This window comes from Vibrio sp. SCSIO 43132 (genome assembly GCF_019904195.1).
Taxonomy (GTDB): Bacteria; Pseudomonadota; Gammaproteobacteria; order Enterobacterales; family Vibrionaceae; genus Vibrio; species Vibrio nigripulchritudo.
This window is the reverse complement of record NZ_CP063200.1, coordinates 960,749-977,570: the sequence shown is the minus strand read 5'-3', so window position 1 is coordinate 977,570 and position 16,822 is coordinate 960,749. Positions and strand designations below refer to the sequence as shown.

At 44.7% G+C, this 16,822-nt stretch carries 16 protein-coding genes; 11 read left to right on the top strand and 5 right to left on the bottom strand.

Translation table 11 applies throughout. The annotated features are described in order from the left end of the window. Positions 1-78 precede the first annotated feature (78 nt). From INR79_RS22550 to ppsA, 4 genes are all read right to left on the bottom strand, one after another. Complete coding sequence (locus tag INR79_RS22550) at positions 79-1,272, bottom strand: AGE family epimerase/isomerase (protein WP_223100086.1); 1,194 nt, start codon at positions 1,270-1,272, stop codon at positions 79-81. Positions 1,273-1,282: 10 nt separating this feature from the next. After that, positions 1,283-2,074 (bottom strand): SDR family NAD(P)-dependent oxidoreductase, encoded by a 792-nt coding sequence (locus INR79_RS22545; RefSeq protein ID WP_022598565.1) that lies wholly within the window; start codon positions 2,072-2,074, stop codon positions 1,283-1,285. A gap of 50 nt (positions 2,075-2,124) precedes the next feature. After that, positions 2,125-2,808 carry a GntR family transcriptional regulator gene (locus tag INR79_RS22540; protein ID WP_022561149.1) on the bottom strand — a complete coding sequence of 228 codons (684 nt, stop codon included), beginning with the start codon at positions 2,806-2,808 and terminating at the stop codon, positions 2,125-2,127. A 256-nt stretch (positions 2,809-3,064) separates the two neighbouring features. Then, positions 3,065-5,425 (bottom strand): phosphoenolpyruvate synthase, encoded by a 2,361-nt coding sequence (gene ppsA / locus INR79_RS22535; RefSeq protein ID WP_223100084.1) that lies wholly within the window; start codon positions 5,423-5,425, stop codon positions 3,065-3,067. Between the two features lie 192 nt (positions 5,426-5,617). Between ppsA and INR79_RS22530 the strand changes: the two genes are divergently transcribed. The 11 genes from INR79_RS22530 to INR79_RS22480 all read left to right on the top strand — a co-directional run bounded on the left by INR79_RS22530 (position 5,618) and on the right by INR79_RS22480 (position 15,864). Next, positions 5,618-6,451: a pyruvate, water dikinase regulatory protein gene (locus INR79_RS22530; protein WP_022589329.1), complete on the top strand. Its 834-nt coding sequence runs from the start codon at positions 5,618-5,620 to the stop codon at positions 6,449-6,451. Positions 6,452-6,795: 344 nt separating this feature from the next. After that, positions 6,796-7,614, top strand: coding sequence for an SAM-dependent methyltransferase (locus tag INR79_RS22525; protein ID WP_223100082.1), 819 nt, complete (start codon positions 6,796-6,798; stop codon positions 7,612-7,614). Positions 7,615-7,630: 16 nt separating this feature from the next. Then, a complete protein-coding gene (locus INR79_RS22520) occupies positions 7,631-8,116 on the top strand; it encodes a dCTP deaminase domain-containing protein (protein ID WP_022610632.1) in 486 nt (161 codons plus the stop codon). Beyond that, on the top strand, positions 8,113-8,640 hold the full coding sequence (gene dcd, locus INR79_RS22515; RefSeq protein ID WP_022610633.1) for a dCTP deaminase: 528 nt from the start codon (positions 8,113-8,115) through the stop codon (positions 8,638-8,640). The genes INR79_RS22520 and dcd overlap by 4 nt, the downstream gene beginning before the upstream one ends. Position 8,641: 1 nt before the next feature. Continuing rightward, positions 8,642-9,658, top strand: a complete 1,017-nt coding sequence (locus INR79_RS22510; protein WP_223100080.1) for an aminoglycoside phosphotransferase family protein — start codon at positions 8,642-8,644, stop codon at positions 9,656-9,658. Between the two features lie 8 nt (positions 9,659-9,666). After that, positions 9,667-10,920 carry a hypothetical protein gene (locus INR79_RS22505; protein ID WP_022610635.1) on the top strand — a complete coding sequence of 418 codons (1,254 nt, stop codon included), beginning with the start codon at positions 9,667-9,669 and terminating at the stop codon, positions 10,918-10,920. Then, positions 10,917-12,131: an MFS transporter gene (locus INR79_RS22500; RefSeq protein ID WP_223100078.1), complete on the top strand. Its 1,215-nt coding sequence runs from the start codon at positions 10,917-10,919 to the stop codon at positions 12,129-12,131. The genes INR79_RS22505 and INR79_RS22500 overlap by 4 nt, the downstream gene beginning before the upstream one ends. Then, positions 12,128-13,345: an acetyl-CoA carboxylase biotin carboxylase subunit family protein gene (locus tag INR79_RS22495; protein ID WP_223100076.1), complete on the top strand. Its 1,218-nt coding sequence runs from the start codon at positions 12,128-12,130 to the stop codon at positions 13,343-13,345. The genes INR79_RS22500 and INR79_RS22495 overlap by 4 nt, the downstream gene beginning before the upstream one ends. Then, positions 13,335-14,534: an acetyl-CoA carboxylase biotin carboxylase subunit family protein gene (locus INR79_RS22490; RefSeq protein WP_022610639.1), complete on the top strand. Its 1,200-nt coding sequence runs from the start codon at positions 13,335-13,337 to the stop codon at positions 14,532-14,534. The genes INR79_RS22495 and INR79_RS22490 overlap by 11 nt, the downstream gene beginning before the upstream one ends. Before the next feature lie 9 nt (positions 14,535-14,543). Then, positions 14,544-15,215: an HAD family hydrolase gene (locus INR79_RS22485; RefSeq protein ID WP_022610640.1), complete on the top strand. Its 672-nt coding sequence runs from the start codon at positions 14,544-14,546 to the stop codon at positions 15,213-15,215. Positions 15,216-15,219: 4 nt separating this feature from the next. Beyond that, positions 15,220-15,864 (top strand): YqcI/YcgG family protein, encoded by a 645-nt coding sequence (locus INR79_RS22480; protein WP_022610641.1) that lies wholly within the window; start codon positions 15,220-15,222, stop codon positions 15,862-15,864. A 2-nt stretch (positions 15,865-15,866) separates the two neighbouring features. Here INR79_RS22480 and INR79_RS22475 read toward each other — a convergent pair whose 3' ends face one another. Continuing rightward, positions 15,867-16,790: a LysR family transcriptional regulator gene (locus tag INR79_RS22475; RefSeq protein ID WP_223100074.1), complete on the bottom strand. Its 924-nt coding sequence runs from the start codon at positions 16,788-16,790 to the stop codon at positions 15,867-15,869. Between the last annotated feature and the right edge of the window lie 32 nt (positions 16,791-16,822).

Sequence of the window (16,822 nt, the reverse complement as noted above, 5' to 3'; positions counted from 1 at the left end):
TTTACGTTTCTTCAGATATGACAACTCCGTGCCGCTCCCTTTTGAGGAGCGCCATAGTCAGATTCTGTATTCACGCGGTTAAAGTTGTTTCAAACTCTGCAGAACTTCAAAACATGCAGATAATGGGTGATAGTCCGTTTTGCTTGGTGGGCTTTTCAGGTCGTCGTAGCGCTTGTTATCGGTATCCAACACCCGATACCAGCCGCCGTATTGATGATCAATAAAGTGTCTTTCTGCCACCGACCACATGGTGTCGTACCAGTCCCAATATTTGTCTTCTCCGGTTTCAACCGCCAGAGCGGCGGACGCGGCAATGGTTTCCGCAGTCACCCAGTAATATCTGTCGGTATCGACCACTTGCCTGTCCGGTGAGAAGGTGTAGTTCATGCCGTCTGTGCTAGGGTCCCAACTCACCTCCAGAGCAGTGTTGAAGAGGTGAGCGGCGATCTCGATCATCCACTCTTCGCGGCGATAACGGGACAGAATCAGCAATAGCTTGGACCACTCGGTGAAATGTCCGGGCAAGTAACCCCAGGGGCGAAAGAGGTGCTTGGGGTCGTCCAGATTGTATTCCCAGTCGTGTTGCCAGTTCTGGTCATAATGCTCCCACACTAAGCCATCGGCTTTTGATGCCAGTTCGACACAAACTCGCTTCGCCAATGTATAAGCTCTATCCAGAAAGCGAGCCTCTTTAGTGGCTTCATACGCGCAGATCATCGCTTCGCACATGTGCATGTTGGCATTCTGACCCCGGTATGCAGATACGTTGCTCCAGCTACCTTCTAAAATCTCATCCACATAAAGCTGCGCATCGTTATCCCAGAAACGCACTTCAAGCACTTCCCAAATATCGTTGAGTAATGTTCGGCCACTGGGCGTGTCTGCTTTGATGGAAGCTGCGGCGGCAAGCAGGACAAACGCATGCCCGTAGCAATGGCGGGTGCCATCCTCTACATCCAGCCCATTCAGCACCCAAGCGTATCCACCATCTTGTTGCTTATGGTGCTCCAGCAAAAAACGAACCCCGTGTTCAGCAGCGTCCTGATATTCCTGTTTTCCGGTAATCAGATACGCCAGCGAATAGTTGAATGCGAACCGACAGGTACCCACCAGATGCTTGGTATCGGCGTCGAAAATGGTGCCGTCATCTTTGAATTGGTTGATGTAGCCTCCTCGTTTCCTGTCGATACATTCAGGGTGATAAAAATCGATGAGGCTCTGAATGTGCGAGGTTAAGAAGGCTTCGCTGCGATAGTCCTTAGTCATGGTCATTTCATCCTTGTTATTCCGGCAATATGATGGGGACCTGGCTCATCACGCCGCCATCAACGCGAATGTCAGCCCCTGTCATAAAGGCGCATTTACCTTCTGCGATAAACAGTGCCAGTTCGGCAAGCTCACTCGGTTCCGCTACTCGTCCTAACGGATGAGCTTTTGCCCACGAATCCAATACCGCTTCTTGTGTTTTGTCCCCTTTCCAGAGGTCGGCAGCCCAATGCAACATGGGTGTATTCACAGAGGCAGGACACAGTGCGTTGACTGTGATTTGATCCGCTGCGCAGTCCAGCGCCATAGAGCGGGTAAGCTGAAGAATCGCGCCTTTGGATGCGGCATAGGCTGCCACACCAGTTTGAGAAGCGTATGACTGAACTGAAGCGATATTGATGATGGCACCTTTCCCCTGTTTTCTGATTTCAGGGATGGCGTATTTGCAGGTATGAAAAACGCCGTTTAGATTGACACCAATGACTTCGTTCCAAAGTTCGACACTGGTATCCACCACATCACCGTACCGCTGAATGCCTGCGGAGTTGATCACCACATCCAAACGTCCAAAAGCAGAAACCGCTTTCTCCACGCCCGCTTTCACTGCGTCAGCGTTGCTGACATCAAGGGTGATACCCATCAGATTTTCATTGTGATTATGGTCTGCAATCGTGGATTCACGAGACTGTTCATCATTGGTGAAGAATGCCACCTTGTAGCCTGCGGATAAAAAGCGATCCACCATGGCACGTCCGATCCCGCGAGAACCGCCCGTGACTAACACAGCCTTTGCGCTATTTCCGTTCATTACCGACTCCTCTTCCTTGATGATGTCTAATGGGCTAGTGGGCTAGTGGGCTAGTGGGCGAAATACTCTGGAAACTGCTTTTGAATCACATCCAAATCCGGGAAAACATGAGCAATATGGGCAAGCATCGCATCCTTCGCTGCTGGCGCATTACCGACCAAAACCGCATGGACTATCTGCCGGTGCTCATCAATCAATTCGGTCAAAACAGTCGTTCTATTTTTCAAAATCAGCTTACGAATTCGGTCCATGTGAAACTTTGAATCTAAGATGATGCCCCACACCATGGGTTTACCGGCGCATTCACAAATAAGCTGATGCATACGCTCGTCTGAGTTGTAAAACATTTCCGAATTGTTGTTTCTTGCCGCAATTTCCTGCTCATTTAAACACGTCTCCAGACTGAGCTGATCCAGTTCGCTAATGGTGTTTTTTGCCGCCAGTTGCGCCAAATCAGCTTCTAACGTTCTTCTGACGTAGTAAGCCGTTTCAAATAAGGCGACACGGATAGGTGCCACCATAAGCTGACGCCGGGATGCGTTATCAATTAGCCTTTCCGTTGTTAGTCTCGCTACCGCCTCACGAACCGGCGTTCGGCTCATTTCCAGCTTATCTGCCAGCATTTGCTCCGATAATGGCTGGTGGGGCAATAGCTCCATTTCGAGAATCATGTCTCTTATCACCCGATACGCTTGCTCGGACGCCGTCAAATAGTCATAACGGTGATTTCGCATTGGATTCTCTCTTTTAAATTGATGCTTTTCTGAATACTGTGTATACACTGCATACACTTGATCGATTTTTAACCGATCAATATTGAAAATGGCGGGATATTGAATAGCGATCACAAGATTGGTTATCTGGATATGAATCAGAGAGCAATGCGGGGTACGCATACTAATGCGTATTTTCTATATGAATTGATATTTTGTAGGTAAAACAAAAATCCCCCAACTATACAGCTAAGGGATTTTCTTTTAGATCATAAGGTTACTTACCGAGGTGCAACCAGGTTTCCAAAACGGTATCTGGGTTAAGCGAAACAGAGTCTATGCCTTGCTCCATTAACCATTGTGCGAGATCGTCGTGGTCGGAAGGTCCCTGACCACAAATGCCGACGTATTTACCCGCTTTGTTGGCTGCCTGAATCGCCATGGAAAGCATGGCTTTCACCGCTTCGTTACGCTCATCAAACAGGTGTGCAATTTCACCGGAATCGCGATCCAAACCAAGCGTCAGCTGAGTCATATCGTTGGAGCCAATGGAGAAACCATCAAAGTATTTCAAGAAGCTTTCTGCCAATACTGCATTAGATGGTAATTCACACATCATGATCACTTTCAGACCCTGGTCACCACGACGCAAATCGTGCTTCGCCAGCAAATCTATCACCGACGCCGCTTCGCTTACTGTACGGACGAATGGAATCATGATTTCTACATTTTTCAGACCCATTTTGCCGCGCACGCGCTTCATGGCTTCACATTCCAGTGCAAAACAGTCCTGGAATTGCTCAGAGATATAACGAGATGCACCACGGAAGCCCAGCATTGGGTTTTCTTCAGTTGGCTCGTAACGCACACCACCCACCAGATTACGGTATTCGTTCGATTTGAAATCCGACATACGAACGATCACACGCTTCGGCCAGAAGGCTGCGGCTAGCGTTGAAATACCCTCGGTTAGCTTCTCGATGTAGAACTCAACCGGATTCTCGTAACCTGCGATACGTTGATCAATCTCTGCTTTGATTTCAGACGGCTGATCGTCGTAATTCAGAAGGGCTTTCGGGTGGATACCAATCATCTTGTTGATGATGAACTCTAGTCGCGCCAGCCCCACACCTTCATTCGGGATAGTGGCAAAATCAAAGGCACGATCCGGGTTGCCCACGTTCATCATGACTTTAAGTGGCAGTTCCGGTAAATCGTCGACCGAGGAACGGCGAATTTCGAAGTCCAGTTCACCTTCGTAAACATAACCGGTTTCACCCTGTGCACAGGACACGGTCACTTGTGCGCCATTGTTTAGGCGCTCAGTTGCGTTACCACAACCTACGACCGCAGGAATACCAAGTTCGCGGGCAATGATCGCCGCGTGACAGGTTCGACCGCCACGGTTGGTGACGATAGCGGCAGCTTTCTTCATCACAGGTTCCCAATCTGGGTCTGTCATGTCCGCAACCAGTACATCGCCTTCCTGAACCTGATCCATTTCATCCAGTGATTCCACTACACGAACCACACCAGAACCGATGCGTTGACCAATCGCTCGACCTTCAATTAAGGCTTCAGATTGTTGGTTCAGATGGAAGCGCTCCATGACGTTTTTGTCGTCACGAGAGCGAACGGTTTCTGGGCGCGCCTGAACAATAAGCAGCGCACCAGTTACACCATCTTTCGCCCACTCGATGTCCATTGGACGACCATAGTGTTTTTCGATGATTAAGGCTTGCTGCGCCAGCGCCTGAATTTCTTCATCGTTCAAAGAGAATGAACTGCGCTCTTCGGCTGAGGTATCAATGGTTTCAACCTGAGTACCCAGTTCCGAACCCTCGGCGTAAACCATTTTGATAAGTTTTGAACCCAATGTACGGCGAACCACAGAGTGGTGACCCGCCTGAAGGCTAGGTTTATGAACGTAAAACTCATCGGGGTTTACACTCCCCTGAACCACCATCTCACCCAATCCCCAGGAGGAAGTGATGAAGACAACCTGGTCGAAGCCAGATTCGGTGTCCAGAGTAAACATCACGCCTGACGACGCTTTGTCGGAACGAACCATGCGCTGAATGCCCGCAGACAACGCCACACCTTTGTGGTCGAAGCCTTGGTGGACACGGTAAGAAATCGCACGGTCATTAAATAAGGAAGCAAATACGTGTTTTACGGCTTCAATCACCGCATCGATACCACGTACGTTTAGGAAAGTTTCTTGCTGACCCGCAAAGGACGCATCTGGCAAATCTTCAGCCGTCGCGGAAGAGCGAACAGCCACAGAAAGCATCTCGTCACCTTCGCCTAATTCCGCGTAACAGCGGCGGATGTCAGCTTCCAGTTCTTCAGTAAATGGATGCTCCAGCACCCAGTTTCGAATGGTCTCTCCCGTTGATTTCAGTGCTTGCACATCATCAACGTCGAGTGTTTCCAGCAGGGCATAAATACGTTCGTTCAGCCCACCGGATTCGAGAAACTGATTAAACGCAAAAGAGGTGGTGGCATAACCGTTAGGGACTTTCACACCAGCGTTGGCAAGGTTTGCCACCATTTCACCGAGTGAAGCGTTTTTACCACCAACTTTATCAACGTCATTCATTGATAAAGCGTCATACCAAACAACATTTTGTTGCATGGGATAATCTCCTTGTTATTGGATCTGTAGGGTTTTAGTGGGGCTTGAATCAGCGCAAACGATTGGCTTGGGATTTAAAAAATTTTTCCGGCAGCGTCACATTTACGGGTATCGATCCCCTGTAATGTAAATAAACATATATTTTTATTATGAAACTCACACTACAAAAATATTTTAAGGATTCAACTTTTTATGCAGTGCAAAACTAGTTTTCGTGACGTGTTTTATGTTTCAGACGGTACCGCCATCACCTCGGAGACCATGGGACACGCGGTTTTAGGGCAATTTTCAATCGAAACCAGACAGACAACTCTGCCATTTGTCGAGAATGTAGAGCGCGCAAATGACGTTAAAGCACTGATAGATAAAGCATATGAAGAAACTGGCAACAAGCCATTGGTGTTTTTTTCCATCGTAGTGCCCGAAGTCAAGCAGGTTATTGAACAATCGAACGCCCAGCTGTACGACGTGCTTAATGCACTGGTTGAACCGCTAAGTAAAGACCTGGGGCTGCAACCTAAGCCCAAACTGCAACGCTCTCATAGCATCAAAAAAGACGTGCACAGCTACATGGACAGGATCGCTGCAATTGAGTACACACTGGCACATGATGACGGTATTTCATTGAATAATCTGGATCAGGCAGACATCATTTTGCTGGGTGTTTCACGTTGCGGAAAGACCCCGACCAGCCTGTATCTGGCCATGCAATTCGGAATTCGCGCCGTGAATTATCCCTTCATTGAAGAAGACATGGGAAGATTAAAACTGCCGAGCGCCATCGAGCCATTTCGCTACAAAACTTTCGGGCTGACCATTGAACCAGAACGTTTACACGCCATTCGTGAAGGAAGAATGGCAAACAGTGAATACGCCAGTCAGGATCAGTGCCAGAAAGAGCTCAATACCGTAGAAGCCCTATTCCGCCGTGAAGCGATTCCTTATCTGAATACCACTTCTCTCTCGGTAGAGGAAATTGCCACCCGCTTGTTAGACATGAGCGGATTGCAAAGACAGATGTGTTAACGCAATAAAAATAGCGCTAGTACCGATTCATCAGATCCTGATTCGGTGACACCGACATTTCCATAAACTCACAGAACGCAGCCACCGCAGTGCTGCGTTTCCACTTCATATGTTTTAAATCGATACTTGAGTGCCATTAACACCGTCTCTTATTTGATACTAATTCTACTAACCCATCATTTGCGATCAGGCACAAGATCACACATTTGATATTTATACCGTTTTAAACTTAATTATCAATAAGACTGTTTGACACGCTTATTTTCCGCTGATAAGTTTTGTTTCAATTTTGTTAAATAACCATCAACTAACAAATAAAATAAACAAAAAACAAGGATGTTGTTATGAAAAAAATAATGACGAGAGGTGATGTATTTTCGCTGTCATATACCGACTTTATTGCTTTTGTAAATCAAACTAACGTTCCCCCTGGTTCACATTCCACTTTAACTCGTTGGATTGTTAATTCTGATATATCTGAAAGTAGTCGGTTAATTGAATTTGCAAGTACAACAGGGTTTTCAACATTAAATATTTGTAAAAAAACGGGATCTACAGGTCTAGGTATCGATATTTCGAGTCAATCGGTCAATACGGCAAATCTAAACGCGCAGAAAATGGGGCTTGCCCACCGTGTCCGCTTTGAACATTCCGATGCGACAAATCATATGCTAAGTGGTGGTTTTACTCATGTTATTTTTGGTGCCGCTTTGCAGTTTTTTCCTTCTCCTAAAAAGATGCTTCTTCATTCACTTAATGCCTTTGATCAACAGGGAAAGGTGCTTGCCAGCCCATTTTATACAATGAAAGATGTACCAGAATCTTTAATAATTGAAGCAGAAAGCGTATTTGGAATTACGCCAACTAATGTTCGATATAAAGATGTCATGAATATTTATGAAGGTCTAAGAGTAGAATATGAGGATAGACTCGACATTATTCAGGAATCGGAGTCTGAGTTAGAGCATTATTGTCGTTCCACTATAGATAGATTTAAAAATAATAGTAGTAGTAGCAATATTGAAGTCGAAGAGGCTTGTTTCGATAGGCTCATGAGTATTCGTGTCATGTCTAACATTTTAAGGGAATATCAAAAGTATTCTGTTCTTGTTCTAGGTTATGAAAGTGAAGAATATCCTTCTCGATATGTAGAGCTTTTTTAAAAATTGGGATAGCTCAATGATATTAACTGGAACAGAGATAAGGAAACAAAGGAATTCAGGAAGAATTACCATTGAACCCTTTGTAGAAAACCAGATAAACCCCAATAGCTACAATTACAGGCTCGGTTCGGTAATAAAAAAATACAACGAAAATACTCATCAGTTTGAGACCCTATCTATACCTAGAGACGGCATTATTTTAGAACCTCATAAGATGTATCTTGGGCATACACAAGAAACACTGGGTAGTGACTTCTATGCCATGCGGCTTATTGGTCGCAGTTCACTTGGTCGATATGGGCTGTTTTTGCAGGTGAGCGCCGACCTTGGTCACACCACCTCCTGCCATCAATGGACGCTAGAGCTGGTTGCAGCGATGCCCATTCGATTGTATGCAGGCATGATCATTGGGCAGATTTCTTTCTGGAATAACTCGGGAGAAATTCATTGTTTCGGTAAGAACTTCGCTGCCCATAACCTACCTACAGAGGGATACAAGTGATTCTTACAGGAAGAGAAATACATCATCAAGTGTCGACTGGAGCCATCACTGTTTCACCATATTTTAGTGAACGTGTCACATCAAACTCCTACGACCTCGCTTTGGGTGAAAAATACATCAGGTACACTGAAGAGATCATTGACCCGAAAGTAAGCGCTGAGCATGAGATACTGTCAATACCTAGTGAGGGGCTAGTGCTGAATCGAGGGGACTTCATTCTATGTGAATCGTGTGAAGTAGTGGGGAGCGATCATTTTGTGCCCATAATTCATGCAAAGTCAGGTATCGCGCGTGCAGGGTTGTTTGTGCATGTAACGGCGGATCTTATTGACATCGGCTCTAAAGGTAAAATTACATTTCAAATGTACGCGACCTTGCCTGTTCGAATTTTCCCAAACATGCTGATTGGTCAGGTGACGTTTTGGGTTCCTGAAGGCGAAATCGAATTGTATGACGGTAAATATCAAGGCTCAACTGGTCCGTCAGCCAGTAAAACTTATTTAGATTATCAATCAGGAAATTAGTATGCATTTGGCGGATGGAAAGGTTGATGTTAGTGACCAGTGCTTTCTACAACAACTGCGTCAATTTTATGGCTTGGACCTGTTTATCAATCAGAAGTTACCCAGTACGCTCGCAATGACACGTACATCCAACAAAGTTGAGCTTTCTGACCGAGAGAATAAACAAAGTTTTATCCTCAAAGAGAGACCACAGTACTTGACCGACAACAATGCCGAATATTCGGCTTGGTTATCGGCACAAGTCGATCTCCACGGCGGGCTTTTAGTTTCTACTCGAACTGGGTTAAATGGCAGGCTGCATTTTCACCAGTCAGACCAACGGTATATTTTGCTAGACAAAGTTGATGGCATTCACCCTTGGGATGCAAAAGAATATGGTGACATCGTTAGCCGAGATCTAGCATTGTTTCACAACCGTATGGCGACGATCAGTGAGCCAGATAATAGCAGTGGTTCTTTGTTTATGGAGTTAAAGCAATTCGGTCGTTCTGCTCTAAATTGTGGAGTTTCAGCTGCTTTAGTGAAGCGCCTCTTTGACTTAATACTTCAACTTGAAGGTTTAGATTTACGAACCCATACCATTCATGGCGATATTTCTCCTTCCAACGTCATCGTAACCAAATCACAGCAATGCGTGTTCATAGACTTTGATAACATGGCAACAGGTTCTGCTTATTACGATATTGCGAGTTTCTGCCAGACTTTTCTTCAATTGGTCTATCAAAATAACAGCAGCCACTTACACCACACCCAAAACCCGGCTTTGAACATGAGCGCCACTATCTCGCTCATTCGCGGCTATATCCGTTATTCCAACTCTATTTCAACGCCAGAGGCGTTTAATTGTGATGTTTTTTGTCAGTTTTATGAACTCGTCTGGCTTGAACACATGATCCTAGGAGCAATGAGAAAGGATTTTCATCATCAGAATGCTACTGATTGGGCAGATGATTTTGAACAGAACAAACAGGTACTGCTCGAACGTTTGAATAATGAGCTTTGTCGCTGCGTGAATTAGAGAAAAAAATGTATAAAAAACATGCTAAAGAGTGTCAACAAATTCGACAGTTGTTAAAAGAGCAAAGTCCTTGTCTTGTGTATAGCGAACGTATCCTGTTGGATCAGTGTAAAGCAATAGTCGGTCCAATCTCTGCCCTTGCCAAAGGCCAGGTGTTTTTCCCTGTAAAAGCATCTTATGAGCCCGCGCTCCTGCGTCTTATGGCAAATTCGGGAATATCTGGGTTTGAAGTTATGTCGCTAACTGAACTTAAGCATGTACAACACCTATTCCGAGATCAGTATCCCATTATCTACTCGGGGTTGGTTCCATGTTCTGATGTACTCAAACGATTGGACACATCAAAGGATTTACTGGTTGTTAATTCGTTGTTTGATGCTATTGCCGTCTGCCAGTTTCAACCACCTACAAAGGGTTCACGCTACAACATTTTATTGCGAATTTCTTTTCCTAGTCTTGATTCTTCCATTAAATACAATGGCATCAATAGCAAACTTGGAGTAATAGCATACAGCAGTGAGATGTACCGCTGTCTAGATGTACTCACCCAGTCGGATCACGTTTCTGTTGAAGGCATTCATTGCCATCAATTGATTCACCAAGCTCAGTCGTTGGAATACAAAAAAATGATTCACATGATGGCGAAGCTGATCCGCTCGTTGAAAGAGTCTCACCAATTGGAAGTGAAGCTTTGCGACTTGGGCGGTGGATTAGAATCCATGGAAAGCTTTAACACAAAAGAGGTGGTGACGCAGATTTGCGATGAATTTACTACAATATTGCCAAGTCAGACACTTATATTTGAACCAGGTCGGGCATTGGTTAATAGTTGTGGTATCTGTTTATCAACCATCACTGGGCGACGATCCAGAACGCACCTCCACCACTATTTTGTTAACGTCGGCACAAATTTATTAGTTCCCACAGACAGTAAACGATATCAGCTCATTCAAGATTGGGAATTTGGTCAGAAAAACGAGACTAAGTTGCCTCTCAAGATTGAAGAAAAAGCCACTCTTTCAGACGGAATACTCAGCCCCGTAAATACGATTGTTGACGACATCAGCTTATCCAAACCACTGGCAATATCAGAGCAAGTTCTTATCGGCAACTGTGGTGCATATACCGCCTCGTTAGAACATCAGTGGTCGCAACCTTTAATTTCAGTTTTCTTACTGACAAAGGAGAACCAAATCATCAATATCTATCAACGAGCAGAAGCGAATCAGCACTGGAAAACTAGGCTAGAAACATCGTTATGAATGATTTGAATTCAACATTGAAGCTAAGACTTTTTCAGCTTTTTACTGGTGGACTGGCAGGAAATTTAATCAAACCCTTTTTTGCTGCGATTCTGGCCGTGGGGCTTGGAGCTTCACAAGCTGGGTTTTGGCTGGTTATTAGCGGAATTTTTGCACTTTTCGCTGGTCTTATTGGCGGTCCTCATGCAGATAAAAAAGGTCGAAAGAACACGTTGATGCACAGCGAATACTTAAGGTTAGCCGGGGCATTATGCCTCGCTTTAGGATTCATGAGATCAGACCCGAATTATGCTTTACTTGTTGTTGGTTTTTCAATTCATAGCCTAGGTGCAGCATACGGTCGTCCTGCTGGTGATGCACTTATTTACGACAACATCACAGACCAAAACAGAAAGTTTGTGCTTCGACTCCACTACTGGGTTTGGAACATCACCGTACTAACGGGTTACCTCTTAGGGGGCATGTTCATTGCGGAGCATCAAGATGTGTTGTTTTTTGGGCTTTTTGCGGTATCGATTGTAGACATTCTGGTTATTCGTCAGCTCAATGATCCTGGAAACTATCGCCCATTAACACTGCGTGACTATCACCCTAAAAAAATCCCTCTTAATCTCTTAAGAGAAGACAAAAACATGAGGAAATATACCATTGCCTCATCAATGCAATTGATTATTGAAATAGGGGCAATAAGCCTGCTGTCTGTCACCTTAGTGGAAGCAAACAGAGATTGGTTACTCTTCTCGTTTACTCTAGACCCACTGTATTTGTTTGGGCTTCTCATCACTTTAAACGCGGCGATACTACTTCTAGGTGGAATTCTACAAATGCGCTACCTCAAAAACATCAGCCCCCAAATTGAGATCAATTTGGGGGGGGTACTTCAGGTAATCGGCTTCGGCGGTCTTTTCCTCTCGACAAACATAATTCAAATGCTGTTTTGTGTAACTTGCCTGTCAATTGGAGAGTTATTTTTTAAGTCTGGCAGAAACGACCTATTTTCAAGGTTACTGCCTTCTGATAAGAAAGGGGCATATTCAGCCGTTAATAGTGTCATGTTCAGGTTAGCCAGCTCGATTGCTCCGTTAATGCTCGTATTCCATGACGTAACCTCACCAATCATGATCGCCATGACCATTGTGATAACACTTGTTCTCTCATGGGTACTATTGAGACAATTGGCGATAACTTACAGCGAAGAGAAGGCACTATGACTCATCGAATTTTAGTGATTGGTGGTTACTTTGATCAAATCCATTCTCTTGTACAAGGTGGTTACGACATTGTTGTGTTACTGCCAAGGGGGCGTCATAAAGAGATGGTTCCTTGCATGCAGGTGAAAACCTACTTTACAAACATTACCGATCGGAAATGTTGCGAGAGTATTGCGCTTTATGAACATGCTGCTTCACCTTTTAGCGCCACTCTCAGTCACTACGAGTTGTCCATACCTATATGCGCACGTATCGCCAAAAAACTCAGCATTCCGGGACCTGACATTCGCACATCTGAACTCATTCGGGATAAGTTAAAAACCCGCCAAATTGCCAATAATATTGGAGATGTCAGCACTGAATTTAAGCAATACACTAATGAGCGCGAGCTAGAAAAATTTATTGAAAAACATGGGAAGTCAGTGCTCAAACCTGCTGGCGGTGTCGGAGGAAGAGATGTGCATGTTGTCAGCAACAAGGACGACATTAACCACATCATCGCAACTGTTGAGCTGGAAATCGAGCCCTACATTATCGAAAAGTACGTAGAAGGTTACGAGTTTAGCGTTGAAGGGTTTATGGATCAAAATGGGCATACCATTGTCGCCTTAACAGGCAAACACCCCCCCGCTCCACCTAACTATGTGGAAACGGTTCATGTCCAATCGGAGTCTTTGCTTAAATTCATCCCCAATGCGATAAAAGATCGACTCGAAAACCTATTGAACCGTTTCTATTCTGATATCGGGTACCCACTTGGTCCAACACACACCGAGTTTATTTTAACGGATAAAAGCGAGCTCTACTTATTGGAAGGGCATCTAAGAACTGGTGGGTTATCAATTTGGGAACTGACAAGAGCCACAACGCTAGTGGATATTTTTCGTCATCACACACGTCGTCTTCTTGGTGAAAAAGTACCGTTGGGCATTCACCAAACTCAGCGTGCTGCTGCTGTCGCGGGTATTTCATGTCAACAAGGTATCGTCAGGGGAGTTCGTTTCCACCCACCATCAAACTCGGCATATCAGCGAACCATAACACCTTACCCCTCATTCGATATTGGAGACACGGTAGAATCTGTTCACCCCTCACGTTACTGCCGCTTTGGTGGACACATTGTGACTATTTTTGATGATGCCAACAAGGCAGATATTGATGATCTAATTAACCAAGCTCGGTCTATTTCGGAAAGTTTTCATTATGAATTCTAAAAAACTGATTGTTGTATTGAACCAAGATCGATACCGCTATTACGCGTATCACCAAGTCACTTCGCTAAACGACAAAATTTTGTGTTTCTATGACCAAACAGGTCGCTTACCCGATAATAGTGATATCGCCTCAAATGTGACGATTATCAAAAAAGACTCGGAGTTAACTTTTGAATACATTATCGATGAGTTAGAAAAATACGTTTCTGACTGTTCTGAGATTGCCGTTGTCTGTACTGAAGAAAAGTACTTTGTATTGGCAGGTCAGTTAAGAGAGCATTTGAACTTATGTACCTATGGTCCCGGTCTAGAAACCTCTGTTTTCTTTCGGGACAAAGTGGTGATGAAACAAAAAGTCGAAAATTGGGGGTTCGCCGTCCCCAAGCATGCGGTGATATCTCACTCAACAAGCTATCAAGACCTATCCCGACTGTTGGATACCGACACTTTTATTGTTAAACCCATTGACGGGCATGGCGCGAGAAAAACCTATTTAGTTCACAACGAAGCAGAGTTTATAGAATGTGATATTGACTGCTCTGGCATGTTTGAAGCTGAAAAATACATTGATGGAACCCTTTATCATATTGATTCCATCATTGAAGGCGGAAAAATAATTTACTCCAAACCTTTTGAATACTCTTTCCCATGCTACGAATACAAAAACGGCAAAGTGATCAGTTCGCTGGAACTGACTGAGGCATCCCCACTTTATAACAAGCTCACACAGTACAACGAAGCTTTGTTGTCCCACTTATCTGGGAACCATGTTATTCACTTAGAGCTATTCATCGATGGCGAAGACATTATATTTCTAGAGATAGCAGGGCGACCACCAGGAGGTGGACTAGTCCCATTGCATCGAATCGCCCACGGTGTCGATTTCGCTCAGGAAGCCATGAAGATTCAAATGCTTAACGGATACAAGCCGCGCAGTGTTGGAAAGCGTGAAAAATATTGTACCTTCTTCATGGTTCCCAGCCCTAAATTAACCTGCGTGACTAAAATAGACACACCAACTTTTCAGTCTGACGTCGAATTTTTCTATAACAATGTGAATGTTGGAGACGAATTAAATGTGTCTGAATCCGTCAGCCAGAACGCTGCCTTCTACTTGGTCAGCTCAAAAGAAAAATCTCACATAGAAGCTGACTTTCAAATGTTTAAAAATCACATCATGTTTACTTAGGTACTCACTATGTTTAAAACCATCGTATTTGATATGGATATGACGTTATGTTACCCAACCGTTAGCTTTGAACAGGTCTTTGAAAAGACCTTCAATGTGTCAATGGCATCGGTGAGAACCGAGTGGTTAAATAAAATCACCTTCGATGGTGCGTGCACTGGGCTAGAAGCCGTAGAACACTGCTTTCCTGAATTGTCTGTCACTGATGCCGAGAAAAAATTCCATGAACTGAACGCAAGGTGGGCACTATCGCAATCGCTTTACTCTGGGGTAAAAGAATTACCTCAAAAATTACGAGAAAAATATCAATGTCGTGTTGGAATACTGACCAACGGTCCATCAGCTTGCCAACATGCCATTCTTGATCAGTTTGGGTTTAAAGATGCTTTTGATTTCGTATACGCCAGTGGCGACGACGAAATTGCAATGAGAAAACCTAACCCCAAACTGATACAAGCATTAGAGTCAATTGAAAACATTGATCCTTACAGCGCGTTATTTGTTGGAGATTCATTCGAAAAAGATATATCCCCGGCTTTGCAATGCGGCTGGAAAGGCATTCATGTTAATCCATCTTTGGATTCGGTAGAACATGTGGCATTCGATACATTTGAAGAATGTGCCAACACCAAGGAATGCTTAACCATTAATTGGCGTCATTTGTCTGATAATCACGGGTGACTATATGATCCGCACGCTTTCGCAATTACCTGCTTCGGATGATCTCGTTCAACTGCAAAACAAAACCTCTTGCCCTTACTCTAAAAGAGCCAATCTGTTTTACGTCGAAGAGAATGGCACCAAAGAGATAAGCCTGGCTGAAGCAAACACAGCAATGAAGTCCTTTCTGCAAAATCAGCGACAGAAAGATGTCGACATACTTTTTATGTGCTTTCGCCACGATCATACTCATATCGACCAATTGGTTGATTTTTTCTATCACTTGATGAATGGCCTCTTTGTCGCCATCGAAAACAAGTCTATAGAAACGCTTAACTTCAATGACGAGCGCTCTAAAATCGAGTTGGATGGCGTAACATTCTTCATTACAGTTCATTCACCAATCTATGCAGAGTCTCACTCGCGGCACGCATTTGGGTGTAATACCGTAATAGGTTTCCAACCCTACGAGTCTTTCGCCCGATTCAAGGTTCTAACAAGTCATCAAGAGAGTGTAAGGAAAAAATTTACTCGTGATGGCAAACCTTATGCCCCTAGCGCAGTGGTAGACAGCCAGCACGAATTGGAAAAGTTTATCAAACCAATGGATCGCGACTCACCACCCATAAAATGGTGGATAAAAAGAAACAAACCAGGAATACACAGGTAAAGTTAGTACCGATTCATCAAATCCTGATTCGGTGACACCGACATTTCCATAAACTCACAGAACGCAGCCACCGCAGTGCTGCGTTCTCTTTTTCTAGACCACACTAACCCGACTTCCATATCCGGCACGTGATCGGCCAGTGGTCGCACTTCTACCCTTCTTCCTTCTAGAGACCAAGGGCGATAGACCATGTCGGAAAGAATCGTGACACCATAGTCATTGGCCACCAGACTGCGCACCGATTCCACTGAGGACGTGCGAAAAATGGTGTTTGGCTGGTAGGGAGTCTGGTTCCAGTAGCGTTGAGCGGTATTACTCGCTTCATCGACGGTGAGCATGATGTAAGGGTATTGAGCGACATCGTGAAAAGTCGCCAGTTTATTTTCCAGCAATGGGTGGCTGGAACTGACCCACAAACGACGGGGCGAGCTTAACAACGTTTGAAAGCTGATGTCTTCCTGATTGATAAGGTTCGAGGTCAGCATAAAAGCCAGATCGTAATCGCCAGAGACCACCCCTTCTTCAATTTCACTCCGTGTCGCTTCCACCAGCTTGACGTCCACTTTGGGGTAACTGCGTTGAAAACGGGTTAAGTAAGGTGGCACAAAATACCCTGCCACCGTATAAGACATGGCGAGGCGAATCACACCCTGTACCTGATTAGAGTTGCGATGAGAGAGCAACATCGCCTCTTCAATCTCTTTCACGATATGAGTCGCGTGCTGATAGAACTGGTTGCCTTCATACGTCAGCATCATTCCGTGCGGCTGACGCACAAACAGATTCACATTTAGCATCTCTTCCAGCGATTTGATGGCAGTGGTAATGGCAGACTGAGAAACGTGCATTGCATTGGCTGCCTGAGACACCTGACCGGAATCGGCGGTCGCAATAAAGTAGCGGATCTGTTTCATGGTTGGCTGCATTTCTGTTTTCCTTAACTCTTGCATTAATAAAA

Coding starts and splice junctions, on each gene's coding strand:
- INR79_RS22550 (WP_223100086.1), bottom strand. CDS start 1,272: ATGACCATGACTAAGGACTATCGCAGCGAAGCCTTCTTAACCTCGCAC.
- INR79_RS22545 (WP_022598565.1), bottom strand. CDS start 2,074: ATGAACGGAAATAGCGCAAAGGCTGTGTTAGTCACGGGCGGTTCTCGC.
- INR79_RS22540 (WP_022561149.1), bottom strand. CDS start 2,808: ATGCGAAATCACCGTTATGACTATTTGACGGCGTCCGAGCAAGCGTAT.
- ppsA (WP_223100084.1), bottom strand. CDS start 5,425: ATGCAACAAAATGTTGTTTGGTATGACGCTTTATCAATGAATGACGTT.
- INR79_RS22530 (WP_022589329.1), top strand. CDS start 5,618: ATGCAGTGCAAAACTAGTTTTCGTGACGTGTTTTATGTTTCAGACGGT.
- INR79_RS22525 (WP_223100082.1), top strand. CDS start 6,796: ATGAAAAAAATAATGACGAGAGGTGATGTATTTTCGCTGTCATATACC.
- INR79_RS22520 (WP_022610632.1), top strand. CDS start 7,631: ATGATATTAACTGGAACAGAGATAAGGAAACAAAGGAATTCAGGAAGA.
- INR79_RS22510 (WP_223100080.1), top strand. CDS start 8,642: ATGCATTTGGCGGATGGAAAGGTTGATGTTAGTGACCAGTGCTTTCTA.
- INR79_RS22505 (WP_022610635.1), top strand. CDS start 9,667: ATGTATAAAAAACATGCTAAAGAGTGTCAACAAATTCGACAGTTGTTA.
- INR79_RS22500 (WP_223100078.1), top strand. CDS start 10,917: ATGAATGATTTGAATTCAACATTGAAGCTAAGACTTTTTCAGCTTTTT.
- INR79_RS22495 (WP_223100076.1), top strand. CDS start 12,128: ATGACTCATCGAATTTTAGTGATTGGTGGTTACTTTGATCAAATCCAT.
- INR79_RS22490 (WP_022610639.1), top strand. CDS start 13,335: ATGAATTCTAAAAAACTGATTGTTGTATTGAACCAAGATCGATACCGC.
- INR79_RS22485 (WP_022610640.1), top strand. CDS start 14,544: ATGTTTAAAACCATCGTATTTGATATGGATATGACGTTATGTTACCCA.
- INR79_RS22480 (WP_022610641.1), top strand. CDS start 15,220: ATGATCCGCACGCTTTCGCAATTACCTGCTTCGGATGATCTCGTTCAA.
- INR79_RS22475 (WP_223100074.1), bottom strand. CDS start 16,790: ATGCAGCCAACCATGAAACAGATCCGCTACTTTATTGCGACCGCCGAT.